The organism is Lysobacter sp. ISL-50 (assembly GCF_018612875.1).
Classification (GTDB): domain Bacteria; phylum Pseudomonadota; class Gammaproteobacteria; order Xanthomonadales; family Xanthomonadaceae; genus Lysobacter.
This window is the reverse complement of sequence record NZ_JAGGRI010000003.1, coordinates 19,658-45,874: the sequence shown is the minus strand read 5'-3', so window position 1 is coordinate 45,874 and position 26,217 is coordinate 19,658. Positions and strand designations below refer to the sequence as shown.

The following is a 26,217-nucleotide window of genomic DNA, read 5'->3' as shown; positions in this document are numbered from 1 at the left end:
TGTCCGCGGCCGCGTCGTGTCGGCATAGAGCGGCTCGCGCTCACAGCACGCGTGCGCAGACCCAGGCGTCCACTCGCTGCACGCCCACGCGCCGCAGCGTTCGCGCGGCGGCGTGCAGGGTCGCGCCGGTGGTCATGACGTCGTCTATCAGGACCACGTGCGCGGGAACCGATGCGGCGCCGCGCCAGGCGAAGGCATCGCGCAGGTTGCGTCGCCGATGCGCGGCGTCCAGGCGTGATTGCGCGGGCGTGTTGCGCAGGCGCAGCAGGGCATCGTCCAGCAAGGGCAGGCGCAGCTCGCGGGCGAGGGGGGGCGCGAGTTCCAGCGCCTGGTCGTAGCCGCGTTCGCGCAGGCGCGCGCGGTGCAGGGGGATCGGGATGAGGATCGGCGTGGTGGGTGGCGCAGTGATCGGTGCATCGATTGGCGGGGACGTCCGCGATGAAGGGCCTGTAGCGTCGCCCGCATGCGAACCGCTATGAGCTGTGTGGGATTCGAGCGGGCCGGCGCGGCTGGCCGGGATGCAGGGCGTTGTAGTGGCCGGTGTGCGCGTCGCATCGTTGCGGTCATCGAATCGGTGCAGATCACCGGATTCGAATTTCGCCGCGATGGCCCGCGCCATCATCGTCGCCAGCAGACGGCCCGCGGCCAGATCGCGATGGAACTTGAAGCGCGGCAGCAGCCGGTCCAGCGGTGCGCGATAGACGCAGGCGGCGTGGACTTCGCTCAACACGCGCGGGCGGCGCAGGCAGTGGCCGCAGATTGGGGTGATGCTTGCGGCATCGGTTTGGGCTGCTGCATCGGGCCAAGCGTGCGGCGAGCCATGGGCGAGCGCGTTGTCATCGCCGATGCATGCGTCGGTTCTCGGATGAGCAGAGTCATCGATCGAACCCATGGCGTCGCCCGTTTGCCCGGCGAACGGCGCCGGAGCCGCCAACGGCAAGGCGCAGGCCAGACAGGCCGTGCCCATCCACGGCCATGCCGCCGCGCAGATCGGGCACAGGTCGCGGCCGTCGGCGCCGGCCTCGCCGCAGATCAGGCAGCGCGGCGGCCACAGCGCCCAGCCCAGGCGACGCCAGAGTCCGCCGGCGCGCGGCGCGTCTATCGCGGAGGCGGCGAAGGTCATTGGCGCAGCTTGGCTTGCCGTGGGCGCCAGGGCTGTCGGGGGAAGGCGGGGGCGCGCGTCGGGGAAGTCCGCGGGGAGGTTGTTTTGCGGATGGGGTTGTCGCTTCGTAGCGGAAAGCGTCAGGCCTGAAGGGCCCTCCCACAAAAGACTTCGCAGGGGCGCGGTGGGGGGGCCTTCGCTTGGCTATCTGTTTCCGCGCTTCGGCCGGGGCGCGGTTCCGGAGAGGAAAGCATCGGGCCTGAAGGCCCTCCTACAAAAGACACCGCCACCACGCAGCGGCTGGCCCCGCGACCCAGTCCATCCCATACGCCCCGCCCAAAGCTGTCAACTCGATCGCGACAAGATCGGTTGACAGCCGCCCGCGCGCTTACCAGACTGCCGGCTCCGGCCGTCCGGCGGCCGGTCCCCCTTTGCCCGCCGTCAGTGCAGTCCCGCTGGAGCCAGCCCCGGTGCCTATGTCCACTCCGAGTTCCACTCCGCTCCGCCACGATTGGTCCCGCGCCGAGGTCCGCGCGCTGTTCGATCTGCCGTTCCCCGAGCTGCTGCACCGCGCCGCGAGCGCGCACCGGGAGAATTTCGATCCGACCGAAGTCCAGGTCAGCACCTTGCTGTCGGTCAAGACCGGCGGCTGCCCGGAAGACTGCAGCTACTGCCCGCAGGCCGCGCGCTATCACACCGGCGTGGACGCGACCAAGCTGATGAGCACCGAGGCGGTGCTGGAGAAAGCCCGGCAGGCCAAGGCCGCCGGCGCTTCGCGCTTCTGCATGGGCGCGGCCTGGCGCTCGCCGAAGGACCGCGATATCCCGAAGGTCGCGGCGATGATCCGCGAGGTGAAGGCCCTGGGTCTGGAAACCTGCGCCACCCTGGGCATGTTGTCGGGCGATCAGGCCAAGTCGCTGAAGGCGGCCGGCCTGGACTACTACAACCACAATCTGGACACCGCGCCGGAGTTCTATAACGAGATCATCCACACCCGCGAGTTCCAGGACCGCCTGGACACGCTGGAGCACGTGCGCGATGTCGGCATGAAGACCTGCTGCGGCGGTATCGTCGGCATGGGCGAGTCGCGCGGCCAGCGCGCCGGCCTGCTGCAGACCCTGGCCAACCTGCCGGCGCATCCGGACTCGGTGCCGATCAACCGGCTGGTCCAGGTCGAAGGCACGCCCCTGGCCGGCACGGCCGAGCTGGACCCCTTCGAATTCGTGCGCACCATCGCAGTTGCGCGCCTGCTGATGCCCAAGTCGATGGTCCGCCTGTCGGCCGGACGCGAGGCGATGAGCGACGAACTGCAGGCGCTGTGCTTCCTGGCCGGCGCCAATTCGATCTTCTACGGCGAAAAACTGCTGACCACCGGCAATCCGGACACCGAGCGCGACCTTGCACTGTTCGCCCGCCTGGGCCTCAAGCCGATGCAAATCGTCGAGACCGCCGGCACCGTCCATGCGAGTATTGAGGAACATTCCGAACAGTCCGCCCACACCTGCGCCGCCTGAAGCGGCGGAGCTTCCGCGATGAGCAGCCAGCGAACCCTTTGGCGCGAACGGATTCAAACAGCCCAGGCCCAGCGCGTGGCGAACGCGCGCAGCCGCACCCACCGCGTGGTCACCCATCGCGACGGCGCGCGCTGCGAGGTCGAAGGCCGGTCGCTGGTCAATTTCTGCGGTAACGACTACCTGGGACTGTCGCAGCATTTCGCCGTGACCAACGCCTTCCAGGATGCGGCCTCGCGCGAAGGGACCGGGGGACTGGCCTCGCATCTGGTCTGCGGCCACCACGCCCAGCATGAAGCGCTCGAGCGCGAACTCGCCGACTGGCTGGGCTCGCCGCGCGCGCTGCTGTTCGGCAGCGGCTTCCTGGCCAATATCGCCGCGGTGCAGGGCCTGCTGGAAGAAGACGATGTCTGCGTGCAGGACCGTCTCAATCACGCCAGCCTGATCGACGCCGCGCGTCTGGCCGGCTGCCGCCTGCGCCGTTATCCGCACGCCGATCCGGAAGGCGCGATCCGGCAATTGCGCAACGTGCCAGAAGGCATGGCGATGCTCGCCACCGACGGCGTCTTCAGCATGGACGGCGACATCGCGCCGCTGCGCGATCTGGCCCTGGTGGCGCGCGCGCAGAAAGCGGTGCTGTACGTGGACGACGCGCACGGCGTCGGCGTCATCGGCCCGGACGGGCGCGGCACGGTCGCCGCGGCGCGTCTGTCGGTGCAGGAAGTGCCGTTGCAGCTGGCGACGTTCGGCAAGGCGCTGGGCAGCTACGGCGCGGCCTTGCACGGCGATGCCGACTTGATCGGCCATCTGGCCGAAACCGCGCGCAGCCATCTGTACACCACGGCGTTGCCGCCGGCGCAGGCCGCGGCGACGCGCGCGGCGATCAAGCTCGCCCGCAGCGATCATTGGCGGCGCGAAAAACTCGCCGAGCTGACCGCGCATTTCCGTGAACGCGCGGGCAAGCTCGGTCTGGAACTGTTGCATTCGGGCACGCCGATCCAGCCGGTGATGTGCGGCGACGATCGCCGGGCGCTGGCGATGGCGCAGGCCTTGGAGCAGCAGGGGTACTGGGTCGCCGCGATCCGCCCGCCGACCGTGCCCGAAGGCCGCGCGCGTCTGCGCGTGACCTTCTCGGCGCTGCACACGCGCGAACAGGTCGATGGCCTGATCGAAGCGCTGGCGCGCGCGGCCGAACGCGTGGCGATCGAACGCAGCGATAGCGGCGCGGCCGCGCCGGCCACCGCGGCGCGATGAGCGCCGGGCCGTCTTCGACGTCGGACGCGGGCGCGGCGGCTGGATCGATCGCGCAAACCGATCTGGCGCAGATGCTGGCCGGCCTGCAGGTCGATGTGCGCGAAGGCGAGTACGTCTACGCCAGCACGTCCGACGCTCGCTCGCCCTTGCGCGAGCTCGCCCTGGCGACGGTGACCGAGAACGAAGGCCTGACCTGCGTGCTGCGCCGCGCCGATGCCGACGCACACGGATTGAAGTACGACTTCGTCGCCGCGTGGCTGACCTTGCGCGTGCATTCGGCGCTGGAAGCGGTGGGTCTGACCGCGGCGTTCTCGCGCGCGCTGACCCGGCGCGGTATTCCGTGCAATGTGTTGGCCGGGTTCTATCACGATCATCTGCTGGTGCCGGCGGATCGCTGCGACGAGGCGGTGGCGGCGTTGCATTCCTTGCGCGGTGAGGCGGGGGTGTGAGGCGGCAGGGTTCAGGACTAAGTCGTGATTCGCGCCGGAATTACGTTGCGTGCCGGAGCCGATGAACTTCGTCCGCCAAGCCACCTTCCTACCGTCATTCCTGCGAGCTCGGGAATCCAGCGACTTTCGTGCGAGTACCGTCAAAGTCGCTGGATTCCCGCGTTCGCGGGAATGACGGCAAAAAAACAACGGCAAAAAAAACGGCTAAGAACATAAGCGCGAGGTCGGCAGAGCCGACACAGCCATCGCCACTTCGCAAACACGCGCAAACACGCACCAACCAGCTCAGCACCAACGCACGCAGTACGGACCTCCTTCCCCCATGTACATCCAAACCATCGGCGCTTCCCCCGACAGCGGACGCCCGGCCATCGCCCTGATCCACGGCTGGGCCATGCACGGCGGCCTGTTCGCGTCGCTGGTCGAACGCCTGGCCGCGCACTACACCGTGCACCTGATCGATCTGCCGGGCCACGGCTACGCGCGCGAGGACGCCACCGCGCTCGATCCCAAGGCGCTCGCGGCGGAACTGGTCGAGCGCATCCCCGATGCCTACTGGCTGGGTTGGTCGCTCGGCGGCCAGGTCGCGCTGCGCGCCGGACTGGATCATCCGCGCAAGGTACGCGGCCTGATCCTGATCGCATCCTCGCCGCGCTTCGTGGTCGGGCCGGACTGGCCGCACGGCGTGTCGCCGGATCTGTTCCGTAATTTCGGCGAGGCCTTGCAGCGCGATTTTCGCGGCACCCTGGAAGGCTTTCTGGCCCTGGAAGCGCTGGGCTCGCCCAGCGCGCAGGACGAACTGCGCCATCTCAAGCAACAAGCCTTCGAGCGCGGCGAACCGGCCGCGCGCGCGCTGCACGAAGGCCTGAGCTTGCTGGATGAATTCGACGTGCGCGAGGAACTGCCCGGCCTGCAAGTGCCCAGCCTGTGGATTTCCGGACGCCGCGACCGCCTGGTGCCGTCCGCCGCGATGCCGGCCGCCGCCGCGCTGGCGCCGCGCGGCCGCAGCGTGGTGATCGCCCAGGCCGGCCACGCGCCGTTTCTCGGCGCGACCGACGAAGTCGCGCAGACCATCGAGGCCTTCGTCGATGAGGCGGAAGCCCAGTCGGCCGCGGCCTGATGCCATGCGGCGATGACGCCGATGCATTCGAATCCGTCCCGCGCGCGCACCCGGCGCGCATGAACCTCCCGCACAGCAACAGGCAAGCCCGAAGTCCATGACCGATCTGTTCGACCACCGCCAGGTTCGCCGCTCGTTCTCGCGCGCCGCGCACGGCTACGACGATGCCGCCGCGTTGCAGCGCGAAGTCGGCGCGCGCTTGTCGGAAACCCTGGATTACCTCGACGATCGCGCGCCCGAAGTCGTGGTCGATGTCGGCTGCGGCCCCGGCCATCTGAGCGCGGCGATGCAGAAGCGCTGGCCGCGCGCGCAGGTGATCGCGCTGGATCTGGCCGTGCCGATGCTGCGCGAGGCGCGCACGCATTTCGGCGACGGCGGCTGGCGCCCGCGCCTGCTCGGCGGCGCGCGCCGGCCCGATGCGGTCTGCGCCGACGCGCGCGCGCTGCCGCTGCGCGACAGCAGCGTCGATGTGCTGTTCTCGAACCTGTGCCTGCAATGGGTGGAAGACCTGCCGGCGGTGTTCGCCGGTTTCCGCCGCGTGCTCAAGCCCGGCGGGCTGCTGCTGGTGTCGACCTTCGGCCCGGACACCTTGTTCGAGCTGCGCGGCGCCTTCGCCGAAGCCGACGCGGCGCCGCACGTGAGCCTGTTTCCGTCGATCGCCCAGTTCGGCGATGCCCTGATCGCGTCCGGATTCAAGAATCCGGTGCTCGATCGCGACGAATTCACCCTCGGTCATCCCGACCTGGGCCATCTGATGCGCGAACTGCGCACGCTCGGCGCGACCAACGCGATGGTCACGCGCCGGCGCAGCCTGACCGGGCGCGCGCGCTTCGCCCGCGCCGCGCAGGCCTACGAGCCGCTGCGCGATGCGCGCGGCCAGCTGCCAGCGACCTGGGAAGTCATCTACGCCCACGCTTGGGGCCCGGAGCCGGGCACGCCGATCCGGGTCGGCGGCATCGACGAAGTGCAGGTGCCGGCGTCGAGCATCCGCGTCCGGCAGCGTCCATGAGCGCCAGCCGCCAGGCCTTGTGGGCGGTGTCGATCGCACTGGCTTCGGCGCTGTTCTTCACCTGCACCTACGTGCTCAACCGCGCCGCCGCCAACGCCGGCGGGCATTGGGCCTGGACCGCGGCGCTGCGTTATCTGTTCACCCTGCCGATGCTGCTGGTGGCGATGCCGCTGCTGGGCGGCGTGCGGCCGGTGTGGCGGGCGATCCGCACTCATCCCGGGCCGTGGCTGCTGTGGAGCGGGATCGGCTTCGTGCTGTTCTACCTGTGCCTGAGCTACGCCGCCTCCAGCGGGCCGTCGTGGCTGGTGGCCGGCACCTTCCAGCTGACCGTGATCGCCGGAATGCTGTGCGCGCCGTTTTTGTATCGCGACGCGCGCGCGCGGATTCCGCTGCCGGCGCTGGCGACCGGCGCGGTGATCGTGGCCGGCGTGCTGTTGCTGCAACTCGGCCACGGCGGCGGGCGGCTGGATCGCGCCGGCTGGATCGCGCTGGTCTGCGTGGCGATCGGCGCGGTCGCTTATCCGCTGGGCAATCGTGGCCTGCTGCTGCATCTGGAAAAGACCGGGACCGAACTCAACGCCACCCAGCGCGTGTTCGGCATGACCCTGGCGAGCCAGCCGTTGTGGTGGGCGGTGGCGTTGTATGCCGGGATCGAAGCGGGCCCGCCGCCGGCCGGACAGGTGGTCCTGGCCGCGGGCGTGGCGCTGGGCGCCGGGGTGATCGCGACGGTGCTGTTCTTCCAGGCCACCGGCATGGTCCGCAACGATCCGACCGCGCTGGCCGCGGCCGAGGCCATGCAGGCGGCGGAAATCCTGTTCGCCACCGTGATCGGCGCGCTGTGGCTCGGCGAAGCCTGGCCGCAGGGCCGCGCGCTGGCCGGCGCCTGCGTGGTCATGCTCGGGATCGTCGCATTCAGCGTGGTCGCCGCGCGCGCGGCGGCGGGCAACGATCGCCGGGTGAAGGAATTGCGCAGCGATCGCGGCGGTTGAATCGAAACGACGAGTTCTCCCCGATGAAAGTTAAATAGAAACGGCGCTTCCCCCCCTTTGAAAAAGGGGGGTAGGGGGGATTTGCCTTTGCTCTGAAAGCAGTCCTCGCGCCCATCTGAACTTGAAGAGCAAATCCCCCCTAACCCCCCTTTTTCAAAGGGGGGAAGCCGGTAGGTGGGGGCGTTGGGTTTGTGAGGACGCCCGATTGCGCCTCGATCGGCCATCCCGCCCGCGCCGACTCCGGCTAGACTTCAACGCTCATTCTCGCGGGGGCGGACCTGGGTATGCGCAAGGCCCTGTGGGCGCTGATGGTCGCGTTGGCCTGCCTGTGCGCGCCGGCCGCGGCGCAATCGCTGAAGGTCGAGGTGTTGATGACCGACACCGACCTGCAGACGCCGCCGGTGGGCGCGCCGGTGATGCGCAGCCTGACCGCCGAGCGTCCCGACGACGTCATCCGCTTCAGCCTGCCGCGCCGCTCGGAGGGTTACTGGCTGCGCCTGACCAGCCAGCGCTCGATCAAGCCCGGCGACGGCCTGATGCTGGTGGTGCGCGGCTCGCGCGCGATGGGGCCGCTGCTGTACTACCCGCCGGGCGCGGCGCATCTGCGCGAAATCCAGGACGCCGAACGCGGCGGCGTGCCGCTGATGCGGCGCGGCTGGGTGCTGTCGCTGCCCAACGGCTGGCCGACTTCGACCGTGGCCTATGTGCGCATCAAGGGCCGCGCGGCGATGAGCGAAATCCGCCTGTCGTTCGCGAGCATTCCCGAACTGGCCCGGCAGGAGCGCGGCGACGCGCGTTTCATGGCCGCCGCCTTCACCGCGATGATGCTGATGGCGGTGGCGATGGTCGGCGTGTGGGTGGCGTTCCGCGACTTCGTCTACCTGGGCTACGGCGCCTATCTGGCGTGCATGGCCACCTACCTGCTGCTGCGATCGGGCGATGCCTCGGAAATGTGGGGGCTGGCCGGCATGGCCAGCGAACCGGCGGTGGGGTGGGCGCTGGCGACCCTGGCGACGATCTTCCAGATCGGCTTCAGCCTGCGCTTCCTCGACCTGCCGCGATTGATGCCGCGCACCACCTGGGTGCTGCGCAGCATCCAGTGGGCGAACATGTTCTGGCTGTTGGTCCTGGTGCTGCTGCGCGAACACGTCTACGGCTGGTGGTACATCGGCGGCAACGCGCTGTTGCTGCTGGGCGTGCCGCTGATGCTGGTGATCGCGGTGGTGGCCTGGCGCAAGGGCGCGCCCTACGCCGGCTATTACCTGCTGGGCTGGACGCCGATGCTGGTGCTGGCCGCCGCGCTGGCGGCGAACATCCTGGGCCTGCAGGACGCCGAATGGGCCGAACGCGGCCTGGCCCTGACCGCGGTGCTGGAATCGGCGGTGCTGGCGCTGGCCCTGAGCCAGCACGCCGCCAACCGCCATCGCATCGTGCTGCTGGCGCGGCAGTCGGTCGAACGCGATCCGCTCACCGGCGCGCTCAACGCCCAGGTGCTGGAGCAGATGCTGGAAGCCTGGTCCTCGCCGGGCAGCCTCAACGTCAACACCTACGGCCTGCTGCTGGTGGATCTGGACGGTTTCGGCGAGGTCAACGCGCGCTACGGCCGCGCGGTCGGCGATGCGCTGCTGCAGCAGGCCCTGTCGCGCATGCGCGGGGTGCTGAGCCCGGACGACACCATCGCGCGCATGGAGGGCGATTGCTTCGGCATCGTCAGCGAATGCGAGCGCGGCGAATGCGAGCTGCTGGCGCGGCGCATCGGCGAGACCTTCGCCCAGCGTCCGTTCCGCATCGACGGCCACGAAATCACCATCAGCGTGAGCATCGGCCTGGCCATGTCGCAACGCGGCGAGCAGGTGGCGGCATTGTTCGAACGCGTGCGCTTCGCCCTGCGCAACGCCACCGCCGCCGGCCGCAACGCGGTCAGCGTGGCGCAGAGCGGCAGCCGCGATATCGCGGTGGTGCTGCAGGCCGAGTAAGCGCCCGCGGCCTCGGTATCGGCGCTCGTCCGAGCATCGCCTGAACACTCGGCCGATGCCGCGTATCGGCCTTCGCCCAGCCTGTGGCGGATCGAAATCCTCACGCGGCGCTAACGCTGCTGAGCGCGACGCGAACTTTAGCTGAACATCGCCGCCGTCACGCCGCGTCTTCACCTGCATTGCATCCGCCAGGGCCTAGCGTGGGCTCATGGACGCGTTTGGCGTTTAAGGCAAGTCGATGCAAGCCATGAGCAAACACGACGAAACCCAGGTCGGCGCCGCCGTCGCGCAGGCAATCGACCCTGGGGAGTACCGCGAACACTTTCACCGTGAATTCCGTTTCGCCGCGTATTACAGCGCCGGTCGCGAATGGCCCGATTACGAGCCGGCCTATCGCTACGGTTACGACAGCTATCTGCATTGCGGCGGACGCCGCTTCGAGGAGGTCGAGGACGAACTCGCGCGCGACTGGACCCATTGCCGGGCCTCGTCGCGACTGCACTGGGCCGAAGCGCGCGACGCCGTGCGCGACGGTTGGCACCACATCGAGCGCAATCTGCCCCACGCGCTCGACCGGCCGGAGCGCTGACAACCCGCGCACCGGCTCTGCTCCCTAGGTCTCTCTCCCCCGGGGAGTCAACTGGTCGCCTGCTTTGGGCGACCTTTTTTTTGCCGGGAATCGGGAATCGGGAATCGTAAAAGCCTAAAGCTGGGAGGCCTGGCGGCTTTTCTACGATTCCCGATTCCCGATTCCCGTCCAACCAATCCCCAATCCCGAATCCCGGCTTGATAGCATTCCCCTCCCACCGAACGAGGCCGACTCATGGCCGACACCCCCGACAAGCCCAGCCGCGATCAAGCCGAAGCCGCGGTCCGCACTCTGCTGGCCTGGGCCGGCGAAGATCCCGCCCGCGAAGGTCTGCTGGACACGCCCAAGCGCGTGGTCGAGGCCTACGGCGACTGGTTCAGCGGCTACGACGACGATCCGCGCGAGTACCTGGCGCGCACCTTCGAGGAAGTCGCCGGCTACGACGAGATGATCGTGTTGCGCGACATCGAGTTCGAAAGCCACTGCGAGCACCACATGGCGCCGATCATCGGCAAGGCCCACGTCGGCTATCTGCCCAGCGGCAAGGTCGTGGGCATCAGCAAGCTGGCGCGCGTGGTCGAGACCTATGCGCGGCGCTTCCAGGTGCAGGAAAAGATGACCGCGCAGATCGCGCAATCGATCCAGGACGTGCTGCAGCCGCTCGGCGTGGGCGTGGTGATCGAGGGCGCGCACGAGTGCATGACCACCCGCGGCGTGCACAAGCGCGGCGTGAGCATGATCACCTCGAAGATGCTCGGCATGTTCCGCGACGATGCGCGCACGCGCGCGGAGTTCCTGCGGTTCATCGATGTGGGTCCGGGGCGCTGATTCTGCTTCTGTGATCTGCTCCTCTCCCTCTCCCGCTTGCGGGAGAGGGTTGGGGTGAGGGCACGCGACGTGGCAACTTGCGTCGCAAACCAGATCGCGCATGCCCTCATCCGCCCTCCGGGCACCTTCTCCCGCAAGCGGGAGAAGGGAACGACGCTAGCCGAACTTCGCCTGCTTCGAATCGCTGCGCACCGCCACCGGCGCGCGCTCGCTGAGCAGCGATACGATTCCCGCCGCCGCCTCGCGCCCTTCGAACGCCGCGGTCACCACCAGGTCCGCGCCGCGCACCGCGTCGCCGCCGGCGAACACCTTCGGATTCGTGGTCTGGTACGGCAAGCCCGTCGTCGTCTTGCGCTTGGTCGCGCAGCTGCCGGAGGTGGCCAGCACCTTGATGCGGCCGTTGTCGGCCAGCTCGATGCCCTGCTGCGCCAGCCACGCCGGCGGGTCGGGCTGGAAGCCGAAGGCGATGATGACCACGTCGGCGTCCAGCACCGATTCGCTGCCTTCGACGATTTCCGCGCGCTGGCGGCCGCGCGCATCCGGCGGACCCAGGCGGGTTTCGGCCACGCGCACCGCGCTGACGGTGGTGCCGTCGCCGAGCAACTCCAGCGGCTGGCGGTTGAACAGGAACTCCACGCCTTCCTCGCGCGCGTTGGCGACTTCGCGCGCCGAACCGGGCATGTTGGCCTCGTCGCGGCGGTACACGCAGCGCACCTGCGCCGCGCCCATGCGCACGGCGCTGCGCACGCAGTCCATGCCGGTATCGCCGCCGCCGAGCACGATCACGCGCTTGCCGCGCAGGTCCGGCAGTTCCAGTTGATCTTCCCAGCCGGCGATCGGCGCCGAGCGCAGGGTCTCGCCGTCGCCATGCACGACGCGGCCGTTCTGCACCAGGAACGGCAGCGCCGGCAGCACGTTGCGCAGGTCCTGGCCGGGCAGGCCGCCGTCGGTGTAGCGGTACGAGCCCAGGCCCAGGAACACCGCGTCGAATTCCTCGATCAATGCATCCAGGCTGATGTCGCGGCCGATCTCGACGCCGAGGCGGAACTGCACGCCCATGCCTTCGAGCACGTCGCGGCGTTGAACCATCACCGATTTTTCGAGCTTGAAGCTCGGAATGCCGAAATGCAGCAGGCCGCCGATGGCTTCGTAGCGATCGAACACCACCGCCTGGATGCCGGCGCGCGCCAGCCGATCCGCGCACGACAGGCCCGCGGGCCCGGCGCCGACCACGGCGACGCGGTGGCCGCTGGCCTTGACCGTGGACAGGTCCGGGCGCCAGCCGTCGGCGAGCGCGTTATCGACGATGTATTTCTCGACCGCGCCGATGGTGACCGCGCCGAAGCCGTCGTTGAGCGTGCAACTGCCTTCGCACAGACGGTCCTGCGGGCACACGCGGCCGCAGACTTCGGGCAGCGGATTGGTTTCGTGGCACAGCGCCGCGGCTTCGTGCAGGCGGCCTTCGCGCGCCAGTTCCAGCCATTGCGGGATGTAGTTGTGCAGCGGGCAGGCCCAGCCGCAGTACGGGTTGCCGCAGTCCAGGCAGCGGCCGGCCTGCTTCTTGGCTTCGACCTCGGCGAAGCGGCCGTAGAGTTCGCCCCAGTCGCCGTTGAGGCGCAGTTGCAGGGGGATGCGCGAGGGCATCTCGCGCGGGGCGTCGCGGAATTGGAAGACTGGCTTCTTGCTCATTGCTGCGGGCCCGGTTGGCGTTGTCGATGGCGGTTGGTGGCGTCAGGAGCGACAGCCAAAGCGAATCCCCCCTGGCCCCCCTTTTTCAAAGGGGGGAACCCGGTCGGTTTTACCGTCGGGGCGGGCAGATGCTTGCTTGAATGCTCGAACCGCGAAATTCCAATCATCGTCGTCACCGTCGCCCAATCAGCCGTTGCCGTTCCCCCCTTTGAAAAAGGGGGGCAGGGGGGATTCGCCGTTGCCGTTGCCGCAAACCAGCCCCCCATCACGCCGCACTCCTCAACGTCTCGGCCAGCGACTCCAGGCTCGCCGCCTTCGGCTTCACCAGCCAGAACTTGCCCAGGTAGTCGCGCATCTCATCCAGAATCCGCCGCGCCCACACGCTGCCGGTCAATGCCACATGCGTTTCCAGCAGGTCGTGCAGGTGCGAGCGGTGATGCTCGAAGCCGTCGGCGGAAATGCGCAGGATGTCGATCAGCTCATGGTTGTAGCGATCGACGAAATCGCGCTCGGTATCGAGCACATACGCCATGCCGCCGGTAAACCCCGCGCCGAAGTTCAACCCGGTGCGGCCCAGCACCGCGACCACGCCGCCGGTCATGTATTCGCAGCAGTGATCGCCGGCGCCTTCCACCACCGCGGTCGCGCCGGAATTGCGCACGCCGAAACGCTCGCCGGCGCGGCCGGCGGCGTACAGCTCGCCGCCGGTGGCGCCGTACAGACAGGTGTTGCCGAGAATCGGTGTCTCATTGGCGACATAACGCGCGCCCGCCGGCGGACGCAGCACGATGCGGCCGCCCGCCATGCCCTTGCCGACGTAGTCGTTGGCTTCGCCCGACAGCTCGAAATGCAGGCCGCCGGCCTGGAATGCGCCGAAGCTCTGCCCGGCGGTGCCGTTGAAGCGCAGGGTGATCGGCGCATCGTTCATGCCGCGATCGCCGTGGGCGCGGGCGATGCGCCCGGACAGGCGCGCGCCGATGCTGCGGTCGGTGTTGCGGATCTTGTAGCTGAAATCGCCGCCGGCCTTGTTCGCGATCACCTCGGCCAGTTCGGCTTCCAACTGCGCCGACAGGCCGTCGGGTTCCGCCGCCGGCGCCGGCATGCCGCAATGGCCGCCGTGGGCCAGACCCGATCCGGCCAGCAGCGGCGACAGGTCCAGGCATTGCTGGCGCGCGCTGTCGCCTTCGCTTTGCTTGAGCAGATCGGTGCGGCCGACCAGTTCGCCGAGCGTGCGCACGCCCAGCGAGGCCAGCCAATGCCGCACTTCCTCGGCCAGCAGGCGGAAGAAGTTCTCCACGCGCTCGGGCAGGCCGGTGAAATGATCGCGGCGCAGGCCGGCGTCCTGGGTGGCGACGCCGGTGGCGCAATTGTTGAGGTGGCAGATGCGCAGGTACTTGCAGCCCAGCGCGATCATCGGCGCGGTGCCGAAGCCGAAGCTCTCCGCGCCCAGCAGCGCGGCCTTGATCACGTCCAGCCCGCTCTTCAGGCCGCCATCGGTTTGAAGAATCACCCGCTCGCGCAGATCGTTGGCGATCAGCGCCTGACGCGCTTCGGCCAGGCCCAGTTCCCACGGCGTGCCGGCGTAGCGGATCGACGACAGCGGACTGGCGCCGGTGCCGCCGTCGTGGCCCGACACCGTCACCAGGTCGGCGCCGGCTTTCGCCACGCCAGTGGCGATGGTGCCCACGCCCGCGTGCGACACCAGCTTGACCGAGATCAGCGCCTGCGGATTGACCTGGCGCAGGTCGTGGATCAACTGCGCGAGGTCTTCGATCGAATAGATGTCGTGATGCGGCGGCGGCGAAATCAGGCCGATGCCGGGCATCGCGTAGCGCAGGCGCGCGATCAGTTCGTTGACCTTATGGCCGGGCAGCTGGCCGCCTTCGCCGGGCTTGGCGCCCTGGGCGATCTTGATCTGCAGCACTTCGGCGTTGACCAGATACTCCGGTGTCACGCCGAAACGGCCCGAGGCGATCTGCTTGATCTTCGAGACCTTGTCGCTGCGATAACGCGCCGGGTCTTCGCCGCCTTCGCCCGAATTGGAGCGCCCGCCCAGACGGTTCATCGCGATCGCCAGCGCTTCGTGCGCTTCCGGCGACAACGCGCCCAGGCTCATCGCCGCCGAATCGAAGCGGCGCACGATGTCGGCGACCGGTTCGACCTCCTCGATCGCAATCGCCTTGGCCGGATCGGCGTTGAGCTCCAGCAGATCTCGCAGCGCCGCGGTCGGGCGTTCGTTGACCGCCTCGGCGTAGTGCTGCCAGTCGCTCCACTCGCCGCTGCCGACCGCGCGCTGCAGGCGCGTGACCACGTCGGGATTGAACAGGTGATATTCGCCGCCCGGCGTGTACTTGAGCAGGCCGCCGATCTCGGGCAGGCGATTGGCATCCCAACCGATGTCGGCCAGGGTCTGGTTGTCTTCCTGCAACAGCTCGAAACCGGCGCCGGCGATGCGCGAAGGCGCGCCGGTGAAGCACATATCGACGACTTCCTTGTCCAGGCCGATGATCTCGAACAACTGCGCGCCGCGATAACTGCCGATGGTGGCGATGCCCATCTTCGAGATGATCTTCAGCAGGCCCTTCTTGATCGCGCGGCGGTAGCTGCGGCCGATCTGCGCGACCTCGCCGTGCTTGGTGCGCAGGATGCCGCGCGCGCCTAGGTCGTGCAGGGTCTGGTAGGCCAGGTACGGATACACCGCGGTCGCGCCGAAGCCGATCAGGCAGGCGAAATGATGCGGATCGCGCGCGGTGCCGGTCTCGATGATCAGATTGGCCTCGCAGCGCAGGCCGACCCGGGTCAGGTGCTGGTGGATCGCGCCGGTGGCGAGCAGCGCGTGCATCATCAGCGCGTCGCGGCGCGGACGCCGGTCGGTGACGATCAGCAGCACGTTGCCGTCGCGCGTGGCCTGCTCGGCTTGCGCGCACAGCCGCAACAGCGCGGCCTTGAGACCTTCCTCGGCGGTGTAGTTCAGGTCGATGTAGTGGTGCGACTGATCGTAAGGCGCCATCGACAGCAACTGGCGCAGCTTGCGCTGGGCGAGCACCGGCGAGTTCAGATGGATGTGGCCGACATTGCCCGGGCCATCGACGAAGACGTTGCCCTCGCGCCCGATCTGGGTCGCCAGCGACATCACGCAATCCTCGCGCAACGGGTCCATCGGCGGATTGGTGACCTGGGCGAAGGCCTGGCGGAAGTGGTCGTACAGCGGCCGCACCTGTTGCGACAGCACCGCCATCGGCACGTCGTCGCCCATCGAGCCGGTGGCTTCCTGTTCGATCTCGGCCAGCGGGCGCAGCACCTGCTCGCGTTCTTCGCGGGTCAGCTGGAACAGCTTCTGGAAACCGGCCAGGGTTTCGTGATCGAACGGCTCGGCGGCGAGGTTGGGATCGATCAGCTCGCTGTGCAGGTAGGTCATGCCCTGCTTGAGCCAGCGCTTGTACGGCGCGCGCGCGCGGTTGATGCGGTCGATGGCTTCCGAATCGAGCAGCTCGCCCTGGTACAGGTCGGCGGCGATCATCTCGCCCGGGCCGAGCTTGCCCTTGGCTTCGATCTCCTCCACCGGCAGCTCCCACACCCCGGCCTCGGAAGCGATCAGGAAATGGCGATCGCGCGAGCGCAGCCAGCGCGCCGGGCGCAGGCCGTTGCGGTCGAGCGTGCAGGCGGCGTAGCGGCCGTCGCAGGTGACGATGCCGGCCGGGCCGTCCCACGGCTCGGTGTTGAGCGCGTAGTACTCGTAGAACGCGGCCAGATCGGCGTCCTTGTATTCCAGCGACTGGGTCGCCGGCGGAATCAGGATGCGCATCGCCTTGAGCAGGTCCATGCCGCCGGCCTGCAGCACTTCGAGCATGTTGTCCAGGCTCTGCGAATCCGAGCCGTCGGTGCTGACGACCTGATCGAACTCGCGCAGGTCCAGGCTCGGCGTGCGCCAGGTGTAGGCGCGCGCCTGCGCCCAGGCGCGGTTGCCGGCGATGGTGTTGATCTCGCCGTTGTGCGCGAGCAGGCGGAACGGCTGCGCCAGCGGCCAGCGCGGCGTGGTGTTGGTGGAGAAGCGCTGGTGGAACACCACCGCGCTGGCGGCCAGCTCGGCGCGCTGCAGGTCCGGATACAGCTGCATCAGCCGGTCCGGCAGCACCATGCCCTTGTAGCCGATGCTGGCCGAGGACAGGCTGACCACATAGAAGTCCTTGATCGCGCGCAGGCGCTGTTCGGCGCGGCGGCGCGCCAGGAACAAGGAGCGCTGGAAGCCGGCCGGGTCGAACGGCGCGGCGGCATCGACGAAAATCTGCTCGATGCGCGGCATGGTCTTGCGCGCCAGATCGCCGCAGGCGTCCAGGTTCACCGGCACCACGCGCCAACCGGTCACGCGCATGCCTTCGCTGCGCAGGGTTTCGTTGAGCGTGTCGCGGGCGACGCCGGCCTGGCTGGCGTCGTGCGGCAGGAACACCAGGCCGGCGGCGAAATGCGGGCCCGGGCGGATGTTGGCTTCGCGCGCGATCAGGCGCAAAAACGCGTCGGGATGGCGGATCAGCAGACCGCAGCCGTCGCCGCTGAGGCCGTCGGCGGCGACGCCGCCGCGGTGGGTCATGCGCGAGAGCGCCTCCAGGGCGCGATCGACCAGGGCTCGGCTAGGGCGATCGTCGAGTTGCGCGATCAGTCCGAAACCGCAGCTGTCCCGCTCGTCGCGGGGGTCGTACAAACTTTGTTGCGTGGCTTGCATCGCATCTCCGGACGTGAGTGTTCCGTGGATCGCTAGCTCGCTACCGCCTTCGCGTTGTGGCCGTGCCTGTGTCGCGCCTCTCTCACTGGTTCCGCGGGCGCGCATCTCTGATGCGGCGGCCGTGGAGATCGGCTTCGACGTAATGCTCTCCAACGCGAGTCGTGGTCGCGATATCGCTGTGTCGTTTTGCCGTCGCGCAAGGCGAGTCCGCCACTGGCGCGGGATTTCTCCTGCACCGGCGGTGTAATAACCGAGCGTGTTCCGACTAAAGCACAAATTGTGCGATGCGGCAATTCACCCGGGGGCACGGGAATTACGGCGCTTGCGCCGGCACGGCTTTGTGAGCGCGCGCGCTCACAGGCGATTTCGTAAGCAGATGATCCGACAGGAAAAATATATGCTTCGCGGGGCAATTGGTAACGTCGGAAACCATCGCCGCGTGACAATCGTCCATGGCGGCCGCGGGCTCGCGCGCTAGACTGCGCCGATCGGATCATCCAGGCCGGCCGCCTACTTTCATGACCTCTGCTTCCGCTCCCGCCTCGGGCGCGCGTCGTGCTGCGCTCGTTTTCATCTTCATCACCGTCCTGATCGACGTGCTGTCGTTCGGCCTGATCATTCCGGTGCTGCCGCATCTGATCGAAAACTTCGTCAACGGCGACACCGCCGTGGCGGCGTGGTGGGTCGGCCTGTTCGGCACGGTGTTCGCGCTGGTGCAGTTCGTGTTCTCGCCGATCCAGGGCAGCCTGTCGGACCGCTTCGGGCGGCGCCCGGTGATCCTGCTGTCGTGCCTGGGGCTGGGCCTGGACTTCGTGTTGATGGCGGTGGCCGACACCCTGCCGCTGCTGCTGATCGGGCGGATCGTCTCCGGCATCACCGCGGCCAGCTTCACCACCGCCAACGCCTACATCGCCGACATCACCCCGCCGGAACAGCGCGCCAAGAGCTTCGGCATGATCGGCGCTGCATTCGGCCTGGGCTTCGTGGTCGGGCCGGTGATCGGCGCCTACCTGGGCGAGATCGACCTGCGCCTGCCGTTCTGGTTCTCCGCCGGCCTGGCGCTGCTGAACTTCCTCTACGGCCTGTTCGTGCTGCCCGAATCGTTGCCGCCGCAGCGGCGCAGCCCGCGCTTCGACTGGGCCCACGCCAATCCGTTCGGCGCGCTGGTGCTGCTCAAGCGCTACCCGCAGGTGTTCGGCCTGGCCGCGGTGGTGTTCATCGCCAACATGGCGCACTACGTGTATCCGAGCATCTTCGTGTTGTTCGCCGACTACCAGTACCACTGGGGCCTGCGCGAAGTCGGCTGGGTGCTGCTGGTGGTGGGCGTGTGCAACATCATCGTCAATGTCTTCCTGATCGGCCGCATGGTGGCCAAGTTCGGCGAACGGCGCACGCTGCTGATCGGCCTGAGCTGCGGCGTGATCGGCTTCGTTATTTACGGGCTGTCCGACACCGGGCTGTACTTCCTGCTCGGCCTGCCGATCAGCGCCTTGTGGGCGATGGCCGCGCCGGCCACGCAGGCGCTGGTCACGCGCCAGGTCGGGCCCGAAGTGCAGGGGCGCATCCAGGGTTCGCTGATGAGCCTGATTTCGCTGGCCGGCGTGCTGGGCCCGGCGATCTTCGCCGGCAGCTTCGGCTACTTCATCGGCAAGAGCTCGCCGATCCACCTGCCCGGCGCGCCGTGGTTCATCGCCGCGGCCCTGTTGTTCGCCGGCTTGTTGATCGCCTGGCGCTACGCGCGCGCGCCGGCGGCGGTGCCGGTCGCCGTCATGGCCGAGGCCGAGGCCGAAGCGGCGGTCTGAACCGGCGCGGTCCCTGCCTGACCGATGGCACAGGTGCGGTTGGGATCGGCGCGGCATCGTCGCGGTGAAGCAGACAGGAGCCTGAGCATGCGTGCAGTCATCGTTTCGATCGCGGTCGCCATGGCGCTGAGCGCCTGCGGCGGTGTGGAATACCGGGACACCAACGCCGCCGTCGATGCGCGGCCCGAATGCGCCAGCGGCCCGTCGCGGCCCGGCGAGACGCCGCCGGGCTGGTGCGAGCGCAAGCTCGAGACCGTGCGCAGCGAGGCCAAGAGCGAGCCGGTCGATTTCAAGAAGAAGGACGACGGCGGGCGCTGAATCGCGCCCGTCCGCGAGCGCTTCCTTGCCGCATTCTTGACGCCGCGGCCCGTATTGCTGGGGCATGAGCGAGCGCACCGGACCGGACGTTCCCGCCGCGAGCAACCGCCGCACCGCGCGCGCGGCCGGCCTGCGTTACGTCAACGACGGCGAGCCGGGCATCGCCCGCCGCCGCGCCGGCCGCGGTTTCGCTTATCGCGACGCGCGCGGCAAGCCGCTGCGCGCGGCCAAGACGCTCGAACGCATCCGCGCCCTGGCGATTCCGCCGGCCTACACCGAGGTGTGGATCTGCGCCGACGCGCGCGGCCACCTGCAGGCGACCGGCCGCGATGCGCGCGGGCGCAAGCAGTATCGCTATCACCGGCAATGGCGCTCGCTCCGCGATGAAGGCAAGTTCGAGCGCGTGATCGCCTTCGGCCGCGCGTTGCCGGCGTTGCGCCGGCGGGTGCGGCGCGATCTCAAGCGCCCCGGCTTTCCGCGCGAGAAGGTGCTGGCGATGGTGGTGGCGGTGATGGCGCAGACCCTGCTGCGCATCGGCAACGACGAATACGCGCGCAGCAATCGCTCCTTCGGCCTGACCACGCTGCGCAACCGTCACGTCGAGTTCCTGCGCGGCGGCCGCGCGCGTTTTCGTTTCCGCGGCAAGGGCGGGCAGGCGCAGGAGGCCGAACTCGACAACGCCCGGCTGACGCGGCTGGTCCGCGCCTGCCAGCAATTGCCGGGGCAGGCGCTGTTCCAGTACCGCGACGACGACGGCCGCGTGCAGCCGGTGGATTCCGGCGCGGTCAACGCCTACCTGCACGAGGCCATGGGCGCGGATTTCACCGCGAAGGATTTCCGCACCTGGGGCGGGACGCTGGCGGCGTTCCGTCGGCTGGCTCATCTGCCGCTGCCGGCGCCCGCGCGCGGCGGCGCGCCGAGCGAACGCGCGTTGGCCTCGCTGCAGAACGAAGTGATCGGCGAGGTCGCGCGCGCGTTGCGCAACACGCCGTCGGTATGCCGCAAGGCGTACATCGATCCGGCCGTGTTCGCCGGTTGGCGCGAAGGGCGCCTGGGCCGCTACGCGCAGGATGCGCGCGGCGAATTGCAGTGGGAGCGCGCGGCGTTGCGGTTTCTCGCGCAGTCGCGGCGCAACGGGATTTGATGCGGCGTCGCCGCGAATCGCCGCGATGGCGAACCGCGGTTACGGCGCCATCTTCGCCAGTTCGGCCGCCGGCAACGGCAGCAGCGCCCAGAACGCGACCCGCGCCCGGGCCCAGTCCTGCGCGGCGTCGTTGAGGATTTCGACCAGGATCGTCGCTTCGTCGGTGTACTGCGACTGCCACGCGCCGGCGTGTTCGATCAGCAGCAGATAACCCGGCGCCGGCCACCACGACAGATCGTTGACGCTGTCGTTGAGCGCGTCCCAGTTGCCGCCGAACCATTCCGGAAACCGCAGCGCGCGCGCGATCCGCTGCAGGGCTTCGTCCTTGCCCGCGCAGCCGGCGAAATCGACCCGCGCCACCGCGTAGTCGAGATCGGCCGCGGCATCGGCCAGGGCGCGCGCGTCGCGCGCATCGATGAAGTACGCGCCGGCCTGGGCCGGATCGGCGAGCAGTTCGCGCGGATCGACGGCGCTCATCGCGCGGCTCCTCCGCTCGCCACGTCGAAGCGGCGGAAACTGCGGTAGTGATCGTCGCTGTAGTAGAACTCGCGCGGCGGATCGCCGCCGGTGACGATGCGGCGCGCGCCGCGATCGTCCGAACCGGGCGTTTCCACCGTGTACTCGTGGTAATAGCCGCGCGGCTGCCGCGGCAGGCGGTTCTCGCGGTTCTGGAACACGCTGCCGTCCTGGCGGTGGTCGAACGGGCCGCCGGCGGCGATGCGGCGCAGCACCTCGTGGGCTTGGCTCGGCAGGAACTCGGGATAGCTGTGAGCCGGATTGGCGCGGGGCGGGCGGGTATCGCGTTCGCCGCGGGGCAGGTCGGCTTCGGCGGCGGGGCCGGACGCCTGCGTGGTGCGATCGCTGCCGTGGCGTGCCGATCCGTTCCAATACAACACGCCGATCGCCAGGACCGCTATCGCGAGCCAGAGGTAACGGGAGGACACGCGCATGGCAAAGCTCCGGGTGCGACAAGCCGGATCAGTTTAGGTCAATGCGTCGTTGGCGGCGCGGTCGCGACGCGTGATGCGTTGGAACCGCGGCGCGGCAATCGGATTGCCGCGCCGGGACATGACGATGAGGGCGCTGCGCCTCAGCCGCAGCCGACTTCGACGATCACGTTCTTCTCATCGACGTGCACGTTGACCCGGCCGTCCATGTATTCCTTCGTGATCATCTGGCCGGGCTTGAGCACGCGCACGGTGTGGCCGCCGGCGGCGGTGCGGGCGCGTTCTACGGTGGCGGCGTCGGCGGTCTTGCCGATCGCGGATTTGGCCGCTTCGGCGTTGCAAGTCGGTGCTGCGGGCATGGGCGCGGGCTGCGTGGGCGTGGCGGGTTCGGATGCCGGTTGCCCGGCGGCGGCGGCTTGCTCGGCCGAGCTGGCCATTTCGGCGGCGGGGCGCGGGCTGGCGCAGGCGCTCAGCGCCAGGGACAAGCCGAGCGCCAGCACGGCCACGGGCAGCAGACGGTGCAGCGGATGCGATGCGTCGTTTCGGTTCGGCATGGCGGTTTCCTTCGCGGGTGCGCGCTCGGCGCGATGCGGCGAGCCTGCGCCGCCGCGGCTGTGTCGCAGGTTAACGCGCCGGATCGATGCGCGGTTTCGCGACTGTGCGCACAGGGGCGCGGTCGCGATCGCGTGCGCGAACCGCATCGCTGCCGCGCTGCAACAAGGCGCGGCGCCGTCGCCGTCGGATCGGGCCGGCGACGAACGCTGTTGCCGCCGGCCCGATCGCGAGTCGCTTAGCCGCAGCGCAGACCGGTGATGGCGCCGCGATCGTTGACGTCGATGTTCAAGCGGTCGGGCCGGAAATCCATCGTCGCCGCGGTGCCGGGCTTGAGCACGCGCACCGACCGGCTGCCGGTTTCGGTGCGGGCGCGTTCGACCGTGGCGTCGTCGGGCGCGCGGCCGATCGCCCAACGCGCGGCTTCGGCGTTGCAGGCGGCGGGGCTGATGTTGGTCGGCGGAATCGGCGTGGCGCAGGCGGCCAGGACGAGGCTCAGCGCGGCGACGGGCAGGGTGATGCGGATGAAGGCGTTGGGGGACATGGCGATGCTCCTGGCGATGCTCGTCAGATCGGTGCCGCGAGCCTGCGGGCGGCGGCGTGTGCGGCGCATGAAGGCCGGGGCGCGCAGTGTAGCGGGGCGATGCGACGCGGCGATGGTCGCGATCGGGCGTGATGCGCGATGCGTTCATGCCGGGCGTGGCGGCGATGTCGCGGCCGCGTCGCGCGTGGTCGCTATGCGGAAGACAACGCGCGTTCGTCGTGGCTCTGGATCAGTCTGAGCATCAGCTGCGCCAGTGTCGCCACGTCCTGGTGATTGTGCGCGACCACGCGCCGCAGCAGCGACGACGAGCCGCCGCGCAGGTAATGCAGCCACGCCGCCGGTGCCTGCGAGCCGGGCAGGTCGTCCTCGCGCACGATCCGCAGCAGCTCGCGTTCCATCGTCGCCAGTCGGCAGTTTTCCCACACGCCGCGATACATGCGCCGCGCCGGGAACAGCAGATCGACGTGATCGAGCCCGCTCAGCGGATTGGCGATGCGCGCCAATCGATAGCGCGTGTTGAGCAGCGGCGTGTCGTAGCAGCGGCCGTTGTAGCTCGACAGCACCGTGTCGGGCGCGAGCCATTGCGCGAACGCGCGCAGCATCGCCGGCTCGGCGGACAGGGTCGAGATCATCAGCTGGCGGATGCGCAGGCCGTCGCCGTGGTGCGGGTCGCGATGCCAGTCGGCCGCGCCGATCATGAAGGCGCGGGTGCCGGTGCCGCCGGCCAGGCCGGTGGTTTCGGTGTCGAAGAACAGCAGGCGGCGCGGGTCGAGCGCGTCGTCGGGGCGCTTGGCGAAGGCCAGCGACAAGGCCGCGGCCGGCGCCGGCATGGGCAAGTGCGCCTGGATCAGGTGCAGGCCCGGGGCGATCTGCTCGCCGGGGAGCGAGCGGTCGGCGGGCAGGCGGGCGAGCGGCGACGATGCTTTGGGCGCGGTCGACGACGACGGCGCGGCGGCAGGTTTGCGTTCGCGTTGTGCGATCAGGCGGCGCAGGGCGTCGAGGTCGGGGCGGGGAGATTCGCTTTTCCTCCATCGACCGACGCAGCCTCAACCTCGACCCGCCCGGCCTGCCGCTGCAACGCCCGCAACTTGGCGAGACTGACCGTCATGCCGCGTCGTCTTCAAGCAGGCGCAACACCCGCAGCGCCAGCGACTTCGGCGTCGCCGCGCCGCGCTCTTCATCCGACGCCAGCACCGGCCCGACGCAGGCCGGGCAGCCGGCGCGGCAATCGCAGCGTTCGATCAGTTCGCGCGAGCGCGTCACCAATTCGGCCTGACGCAACCACAAGGGCTCGCTGAGCCCCACGCCGCCGGGGAAATTGTCGTACAGGTACACGGTCGGCACGAACTGCTGCACTTCCAGCATCGACAGCGCGCCGCCGTGCGGCGGATCGTGCTCGCCGCCGCGCAGCTGGCCGCGGCCGTCCGCGTCTTGCGTCGCGAACCAGGCGCCGTCGCCGTTGCCGACCGACTTCTGCAGATCGCGCGCATCGGCCATCACCGCGACCGTGGCGACGATGTGCAGCGCGTGCGCGGCGCCGAGAAAACCGTCCAGCGCCTCTTGCCTGGATTCAAACCGCGACAGCAACACGCCCTGCGGCAACTGCCACCACAGCGCGGTCGTGTGCAATTCCTGATCGGGCAGATTCACCGGCCCGTAGCCGATGCTTTCGTGGGTGTAGTAACGGATCTTCTTGTAGCCGGCGACGCGCCGCACCACGTGCACTTCGCCGTGATGGCTGTCGCCGCGCCCGGCCGGGCCGCCGTCGAAGCGTTCGAGCACCTTGAGCTTGGTGTAGTCGATCGAGTCGGTGTAGTAATCGACATGGGTGCGGGTGACGTAGGCCTTGCGCCCCTCCCAGTCCAGCCGCTCGACCTGATACGGCACCGACTGGATCATGTGGATGGCGCCTTCGTACAAGGTCAACGCGGCGGCCGAGTAATCGACCTCGGCGATGATCGACTGACGCCCGCCGCTGCGATCGACCACGACGAAGTTGCCGTCGGCGACCGAGCGCAGGCTCACCGCGTTGGCCGGATAGCTGTCGGCGATCCACTCCCAGCGCTCGCCCTCGCGATGGACCACGCCGGTTTCGGCCAGCGCCTGCAGGAACACGTCCGGATCGATCGGGCCGAAGCTCTCGCCGTGCTGGAATGGCAGCTCGAAGGCGGCGCAGCGGATGTGATCGAACAGGATCAGCGGCTGGTCCGGCGCGATCCGCGCGTGCTCGGGTGAGGCGTCGGCGAAGAAATCCGGATGCCGCACCACGTACTGGTCCAGCGGCTGCGAGCTGGCGACCATCACCCCCAGCGACGGCTGCTGGCGGCGGCCGGCGCGGCCGAAGCGTTGCCAGGTCGCGGCGACCGAGCCGGGATAACCGTTGAGCACCACCACATCCAGGCTGCCGATATCGACGCCCAACTCCAGCGCCGAAGTCGAGACGATGCCGTCGATGCGGCCGTCGCGCATCGCCCGTTCGGCCTCGCGCCGTTCGCTGGGCAGATAACCGCCGCGGTAGGCGCGGATGCGCGCGGGCTTGCGCGGGTCGTGATCGAACACGTCTTTCAGATATTTGGTGAGTACCTCGACCATCAAGCGGGTCTGCGCGAACACCAGCGTCTTCAGGCCGGCCTTGATCGCGATGCGGGCGATGCGGTTGCTCTGCGAACGCGCCGAGGCGCGCAGGCCCAGGTCGGCGTTGACCACCGGCGGGTTCCACAGCAGCACGTGCTTGTCGCCGGTGGGCGCGCCGGAGTCGAGGATCGCACGCACCGGTTGTTCGATCAGCGCCTCGGCGTGCGCCTTGGGATTGCCGATCGTCGCCGAGCACAGGATGAATTGCGGCCGGGCCCCGTAGAACGCGCAGATGCGCCGCAGGCGCCGCAGCACCCCGGCGACGTGGCTGCCGAACACGCCGCGGTAGGTGTGGATTTCGTCGATGACGATGTAGCGCAGGTTCTCGAAGAACTGCGCCCACTTGGTGTGATGCGGCAGGATCGCCTGATGCAGCATGTCCGGGTTGGACACGACGATGTCGCCGTGCAGGCGGATCGCCTGGCGCGCATCGCCGGGGGTATCGCCGTCGAAGGTGAAGGCTTTGACGCCCAACTCGCCGGCGCGGTTGAGTTCCAGCAGCTCGGCGACCTGATCCTGCGCCAGCGCCTTGGTCGGAAACAGGTACAGCGCCTTGGCCCCGGACGTCATCGCCGCGGCCACCACCGGCAAGATGTAGCACAGCGATTTGCCCGAGGCGGTCGGGGTGACCACGGCCACGTGTTCGCCGGCCTGGGCCGCGTCCCAGGCTTCGGCCTGATGGCTGTAGAGCCGCTCGATGCCGCGCGCGCGCAACGCCGCCTTCAGCGATTCGGGCAGGTCGTCGGGCAGCGGCGCGTAGCGGCCGTCGCGGCCGGGCAGGGTGAAGTGACCGGTGATGCGGTCGCGGTAGCGGCGCTGCAGGCGCTCGGCCAGGGCGCCGCCGTGGCGTGCGTCGATGGCTTCTTCGTTATCGCTGCGCGCCAGGGCGCGGGCGCTGGCGGCGGACGGGACGAGGTCGCGCGAGGACGGATCGATCAGGGCGGACATGGCGCGGCTTGAGCGGGCGGAGTCTCGTTGTACGCGACGCTGATCTCAGCGTGTGAGACGGCGGCGTGGCGCGGGGAATCGGGAATCGGGAA

General features: G+C 69.2%; 19 protein-coding genes and 4 pseudogenes. 12 read left to right on the top strand and 11 right to left on the bottom strand.

Annotated features, from left to right (window positions below; genetic code table 11):
- Positions 1 to 40: 40 nt before the first annotated feature.
- The 3 pseudogenes from J7J50_RS24620 to J7J50_RS24610 all read right to left on the bottom strand — a co-directional run.
- Positions 41 to 382: pseudogene (locus tag J7J50_RS24620) on the bottom strand (phosphoribosyltransferase family protein); the annotation flags it as partial.
- Between the two features lie 228 nt (positions 383 to 610).
- Positions 611 to 760: pseudogene (locus J7J50_RS25225) on the bottom strand (ComF family protein); the annotation flags it as partial.
- 171 nt (positions 761 to 931) lie between these two features.
- Positions 932 to 1,066: pseudogene (locus tag J7J50_RS24610) on the bottom strand (double zinc ribbon domain-containing protein); the annotation flags it as partial.
- A gap of 512 nt (positions 1,067 to 1,578) precedes the next feature.
- Here J7J50_RS24610 and bioB point away from each other — a divergent pair.
- The 9 genes and pseudogenes from bioB to folE form a co-directional block, all read left to right on the top strand.
- Positions 1,579 to 2,541, top strand: a pseudogene (gene bioB, locus J7J50_RS01690) (biotin synthase BioB); the annotation flags it as partial.
- 93 nt (positions 2,542 to 2,634) lie between these two features.
- A complete protein-coding gene (gene bioF, locus J7J50_RS01685) occupies positions 2,635 to 3,867 on the top strand; it encodes an 8-amino-7-oxononanoate synthase (protein WP_215063322.1) in 1,233 nt (410 codons plus the stop codon).
- Entirely contained in the window at positions 3,864 to 4,316 is a 453-nt protein-coding gene (locus J7J50_RS01680) for an ACT domain-containing protein (RefSeq protein WP_215063324.1), read from the top strand. The genes bioF and J7J50_RS01680 overlap by 4 nt, the downstream gene beginning before the upstream one ends.
- A 322-nt stretch (positions 4,317 to 4,638) precedes the next feature.
- Complete coding sequence (gene bioH, locus J7J50_RS01675) at positions 4,639 to 5,436, top strand: pimeloyl-ACP methyl ester esterase BioH (RefSeq protein ID WP_215063326.1); 798 nt, start codon at positions 4,639 to 4,641, stop codon at positions 5,434 to 5,436.
- 97 nt (positions 5,437 to 5,533) lie between these two features.
- Complete coding sequence (gene bioC / locus J7J50_RS01670; RefSeq protein ID WP_215063328.1) at positions 5,534 to 6,445, top strand: malonyl-ACP O-methyltransferase BioC; 912 nt, start codon at positions 5,534 to 5,536, stop codon at positions 6,443 to 6,445.
- The gene (locus tag J7J50_RS01665; RefSeq protein ID WP_215063330.1) at positions 6,442 to 7,434 is read left to right on the top strand and encodes a multidrug resistance efflux transporter family protein; all 993 of its coding nucleotides are present in this window, start codon (positions 6,442 to 6,444) and stop codon (positions 7,432 to 7,434) included. The genes bioC and J7J50_RS01665 overlap by 4 nt, the downstream gene beginning before the upstream one ends.
- A gap of 284 nt (positions 7,435 to 7,718) precedes the next feature.
- Positions 7,719 to 9,410: a diguanylate cyclase gene (locus tag J7J50_RS01660; protein WP_215063332.1), complete on the top strand. Its 1,692-nt coding sequence runs from the start codon at positions 7,719 to 7,721 to the stop codon at positions 9,408 to 9,410.
- 247 nt (positions 9,411 to 9,657) lie between these two features.
- The gene (locus J7J50_RS01655; RefSeq protein WP_215063334.1) at positions 9,658 to 9,999 is read left to right on the top strand and encodes a hypothetical protein; all 342 of its coding nucleotides are present in this window, start codon (positions 9,658 to 9,660) and stop codon (positions 9,997 to 9,999) included.
- A 234-nt stretch (positions 10,000 to 10,233) separates the two neighbouring features.
- Positions 10,234 to 10,827, top strand: a complete 594-nt coding sequence (gene folE / locus J7J50_RS01650) for a GTP cyclohydrolase I FolE (RefSeq protein ID WP_215063336.1) — start codon at positions 10,234 to 10,236, stop codon at positions 10,825 to 10,827.
- Positions 10,828 to 10,983: 156 nt separating this feature from the next.
- On the opposite strand, the gene J7J50_RS01645 is transcribed toward folE, so the two are convergent.
- Both J7J50_RS01645 and gltB read right to left on the bottom strand, forming a co-directional pair.
- Complete coding sequence (locus J7J50_RS01645) at positions 10,984 to 12,516, bottom strand: FAD-dependent oxidoreductase (RefSeq protein WP_215063338.1); 1,533 nt, start codon at positions 12,514 to 12,516, stop codon at positions 10,984 to 10,986.
- 265 nt (positions 12,517 to 12,781) lie between these two features.
- Positions 12,782 to 17,236 carry a glutamate synthase large subunit gene (gene gltB / locus J7J50_RS01640; RefSeq protein ID WP_215063340.1) on the bottom strand — a complete coding sequence of 1,485 codons (4,455 nt, stop codon included), beginning with the start codon at positions 17,234 to 17,236 and terminating at the stop codon, positions 12,782 to 12,784.
- Between the two features lie 518 nt (positions 17,237 to 17,754).
- Here gltB and J7J50_RS01635 point away from each other — a divergent pair.
- From J7J50_RS01635 to J7J50_RS01625, 3 genes are all read left to right on the top strand, one after another.
- Positions 17,755 to 19,038 carry a TCR/Tet family MFS transporter gene (locus J7J50_RS01635; RefSeq protein WP_215063342.1) on the top strand — a complete coding sequence of 428 codons (1,284 nt, stop codon included), beginning with the start codon at positions 17,755 to 17,757 and terminating at the stop codon, positions 19,036 to 19,038.
- A gap of 87 nt (positions 19,039 to 19,125) precedes the next feature.
- A complete protein-coding gene (locus tag J7J50_RS01630) occupies positions 19,126 to 19,356 on the top strand; it encodes a hypothetical protein (RefSeq protein ID WP_215063344.1) in 231 nt (76 codons plus the stop codon).
- A gap of 64 nt (positions 19,357 to 19,420) precedes the next feature.
- Positions 19,421 to 20,500 (top strand): DNA topoisomerase IB, encoded by a 1,080-nt coding sequence (locus J7J50_RS01625; protein WP_215063346.1) that lies wholly within the window; start codon positions 19,421 to 19,423, stop codon positions 20,498 to 20,500.
- A gap of 39 nt (positions 20,501 to 20,539) precedes the next feature.
- On the opposite strand, the gene J7J50_RS01620 is transcribed toward J7J50_RS01625, so the two are convergent.
- The 6 genes from J7J50_RS01620 to J7J50_RS01595 form a co-directional block, all read right to left on the bottom strand.
- The gene (locus J7J50_RS01620; protein WP_215063348.1) at positions 20,540 to 20,977 is read right to left on the bottom strand and encodes a barstar family protein; all 438 of its coding nucleotides are present in this window, start codon (positions 20,975 to 20,977) and stop codon (positions 20,540 to 20,542) included.
- Positions 20,974 to 21,450: a ribonuclease domain-containing protein gene (locus tag J7J50_RS01615; protein ID WP_215063350.1), complete on the bottom strand. Its 477-nt coding sequence runs from the start codon at positions 21,448 to 21,450 to the stop codon at positions 20,974 to 20,976. The genes J7J50_RS01620 and J7J50_RS01615 overlap by 4 nt, the downstream gene beginning before the upstream one ends.
- 140 nt (positions 21,451 to 21,590) lie before the next feature.
- Positions 21,591 to 22,001: an I78 family peptidase inhibitor gene (locus J7J50_RS01610; protein ID WP_215063352.1), complete on the bottom strand. Its 411-nt coding sequence runs from the start codon at positions 21,999 to 22,001 to the stop codon at positions 21,591 to 21,593.
- A gap of 236 nt (positions 22,002 to 22,237) precedes the next feature.
- The gene (locus J7J50_RS01605; RefSeq protein ID WP_215063355.1) at positions 22,238 to 22,543 is read right to left on the bottom strand and encodes an I78 family peptidase inhibitor; all 306 of its coding nucleotides are present in this window, start codon (positions 22,541 to 22,543) and stop codon (positions 22,238 to 22,240) included.
- Positions 22,544 to 22,734: 191 nt separating this feature from the next.
- Positions 22,735 to 23,373 carry a ribonuclease H-like domain-containing protein gene (locus J7J50_RS01600; RefSeq protein ID WP_251044271.1) on the bottom strand — a complete coding sequence of 213 codons (639 nt, stop codon included), beginning with the start codon at positions 23,371 to 23,373 and terminating at the stop codon, positions 22,735 to 22,737.
- A 274-nt stretch (positions 23,374 to 23,647) separates the two neighbouring features.
- Positions 23,648 to 26,125, bottom strand: a complete 2,478-nt coding sequence (locus J7J50_RS01595) for a DEAD/DEAH box helicase (RefSeq protein ID WP_215063358.1) — start codon at positions 26,123 to 26,125, stop codon at positions 23,648 to 23,650.
- Positions 26,126 to 26,217: the final 92 nt, after the last annotated feature.

Coding starts and splice junctions, on each gene's coding strand:
- J7J50_RS01665 (WP_215063330.1), top strand. CDS start 6,442: ATGAGCGCCAGCCGCCAGGCCTTGTGGGCGGTGTCGATCGCACTGGCT.
- J7J50_RS01655 (WP_215063334.1), top strand. CDS start 9,658: ATGAGCAAACACGACGAAACCCAGGTCGGCGCCGCCGTCGCGCAGGCA.
- J7J50_RS01605 (WP_215063355.1), bottom strand. CDS start 22,543: ATGTCCCCCAACGCCTTCATCCGCATCACCCTGCCCGTCGCCGCGCTG.
- J7J50_RS01645 (WP_215063338.1), bottom strand. CDS start 12,516: ATGAGCAAGAAGCCAGTCTTCCAATTCCGCGACGCCCCGCGCGAGATG.
- J7J50_RS01680 (WP_215063324.1), top strand. CDS start 3,864: ATGAGCGCCGGGCCGTCTTCGACGTCGGACGCGGGCGCGGCGGCTGGA.
- bioC (WP_215063328.1), top strand. CDS start 5,534: ATGACCGATCTGTTCGACCACCGCCAGGTTCGCCGCTCGTTCTCGCGC.
- J7J50_RS01620 (WP_215063348.1), bottom strand. CDS start 20,977: ATGAGCGCCGTCGATCCGCGCGAACTGCTCGCCGATCCGGCCCAGGCC.
- J7J50_RS01625 (WP_215063346.1), top strand. CDS start 19,421: ATGAGCGAGCGCACCGGACCGGACGTTCCCGCCGCGAGCAACCGCCGC.
- folE (WP_215063336.1), top strand. CDS start 10,234: ATGGCCGACACCCCCGACAAGCCCAGCCGCGATCAAGCCGAAGCCGCG.
- J7J50_RS01615 (WP_215063350.1), bottom strand. CDS start 21,450: ATGCGCGTGTCCTCCCGTTACCTCTGGCTCGCGATAGCGGTCCTGGCG.
- J7J50_RS01610 (WP_215063352.1), bottom strand. CDS start 22,001: ATGCCGAACCGAAACGACGCATCGCATCCGCTGCACCGTCTGCTGCCC.
- J7J50_RS01635 (WP_215063342.1), top strand. CDS start 17,755: ATGACCTCTGCTTCCGCTCCCGCCTCGGGCGCGCGTCGTGCTGCGCTC.
- J7J50_RS01595 (WP_215063358.1), bottom strand. CDS start 26,125: ATGTCCGCCCTGATCGATCCGTCCTCGCGCGACCTCGTCCCGTCCGCC.
- gltB (WP_215063340.1), bottom strand. CDS start 17,236: ATGCAAGCCACGCAACAAAGTTTGTACGACCCCCGCGACGAGCGGGAC.
- bioH (WP_215063326.1), top strand. CDS start 4,639: ATGTACATCCAAACCATCGGCGCTTCCCCCGACAGCGGACGCCCGGCC.
- bioF (WP_215063322.1), top strand. CDS start 2,635: ATGAGCAGCCAGCGAACCCTTTGGCGCGAACGGATTCAAACAGCCCAG.
- J7J50_RS01660 (WP_215063332.1), top strand. CDS start 7,719: ATGCGCAAGGCCCTGTGGGCGCTGATGGTCGCGTTGGCCTGCCTGTGC.
- J7J50_RS01600 (WP_251044271.1), bottom strand. CDS start 23,373: ATGCCGGCGCCGGCCGCGGCCTTGTCGCTGGCCTTCGCCAAGCGCCCC.
- J7J50_RS01630 (WP_215063344.1), top strand. CDS start 19,126: ATGCGTGCAGTCATCGTTTCGATCGCGGTCGCCATGGCGCTGAGCGCC.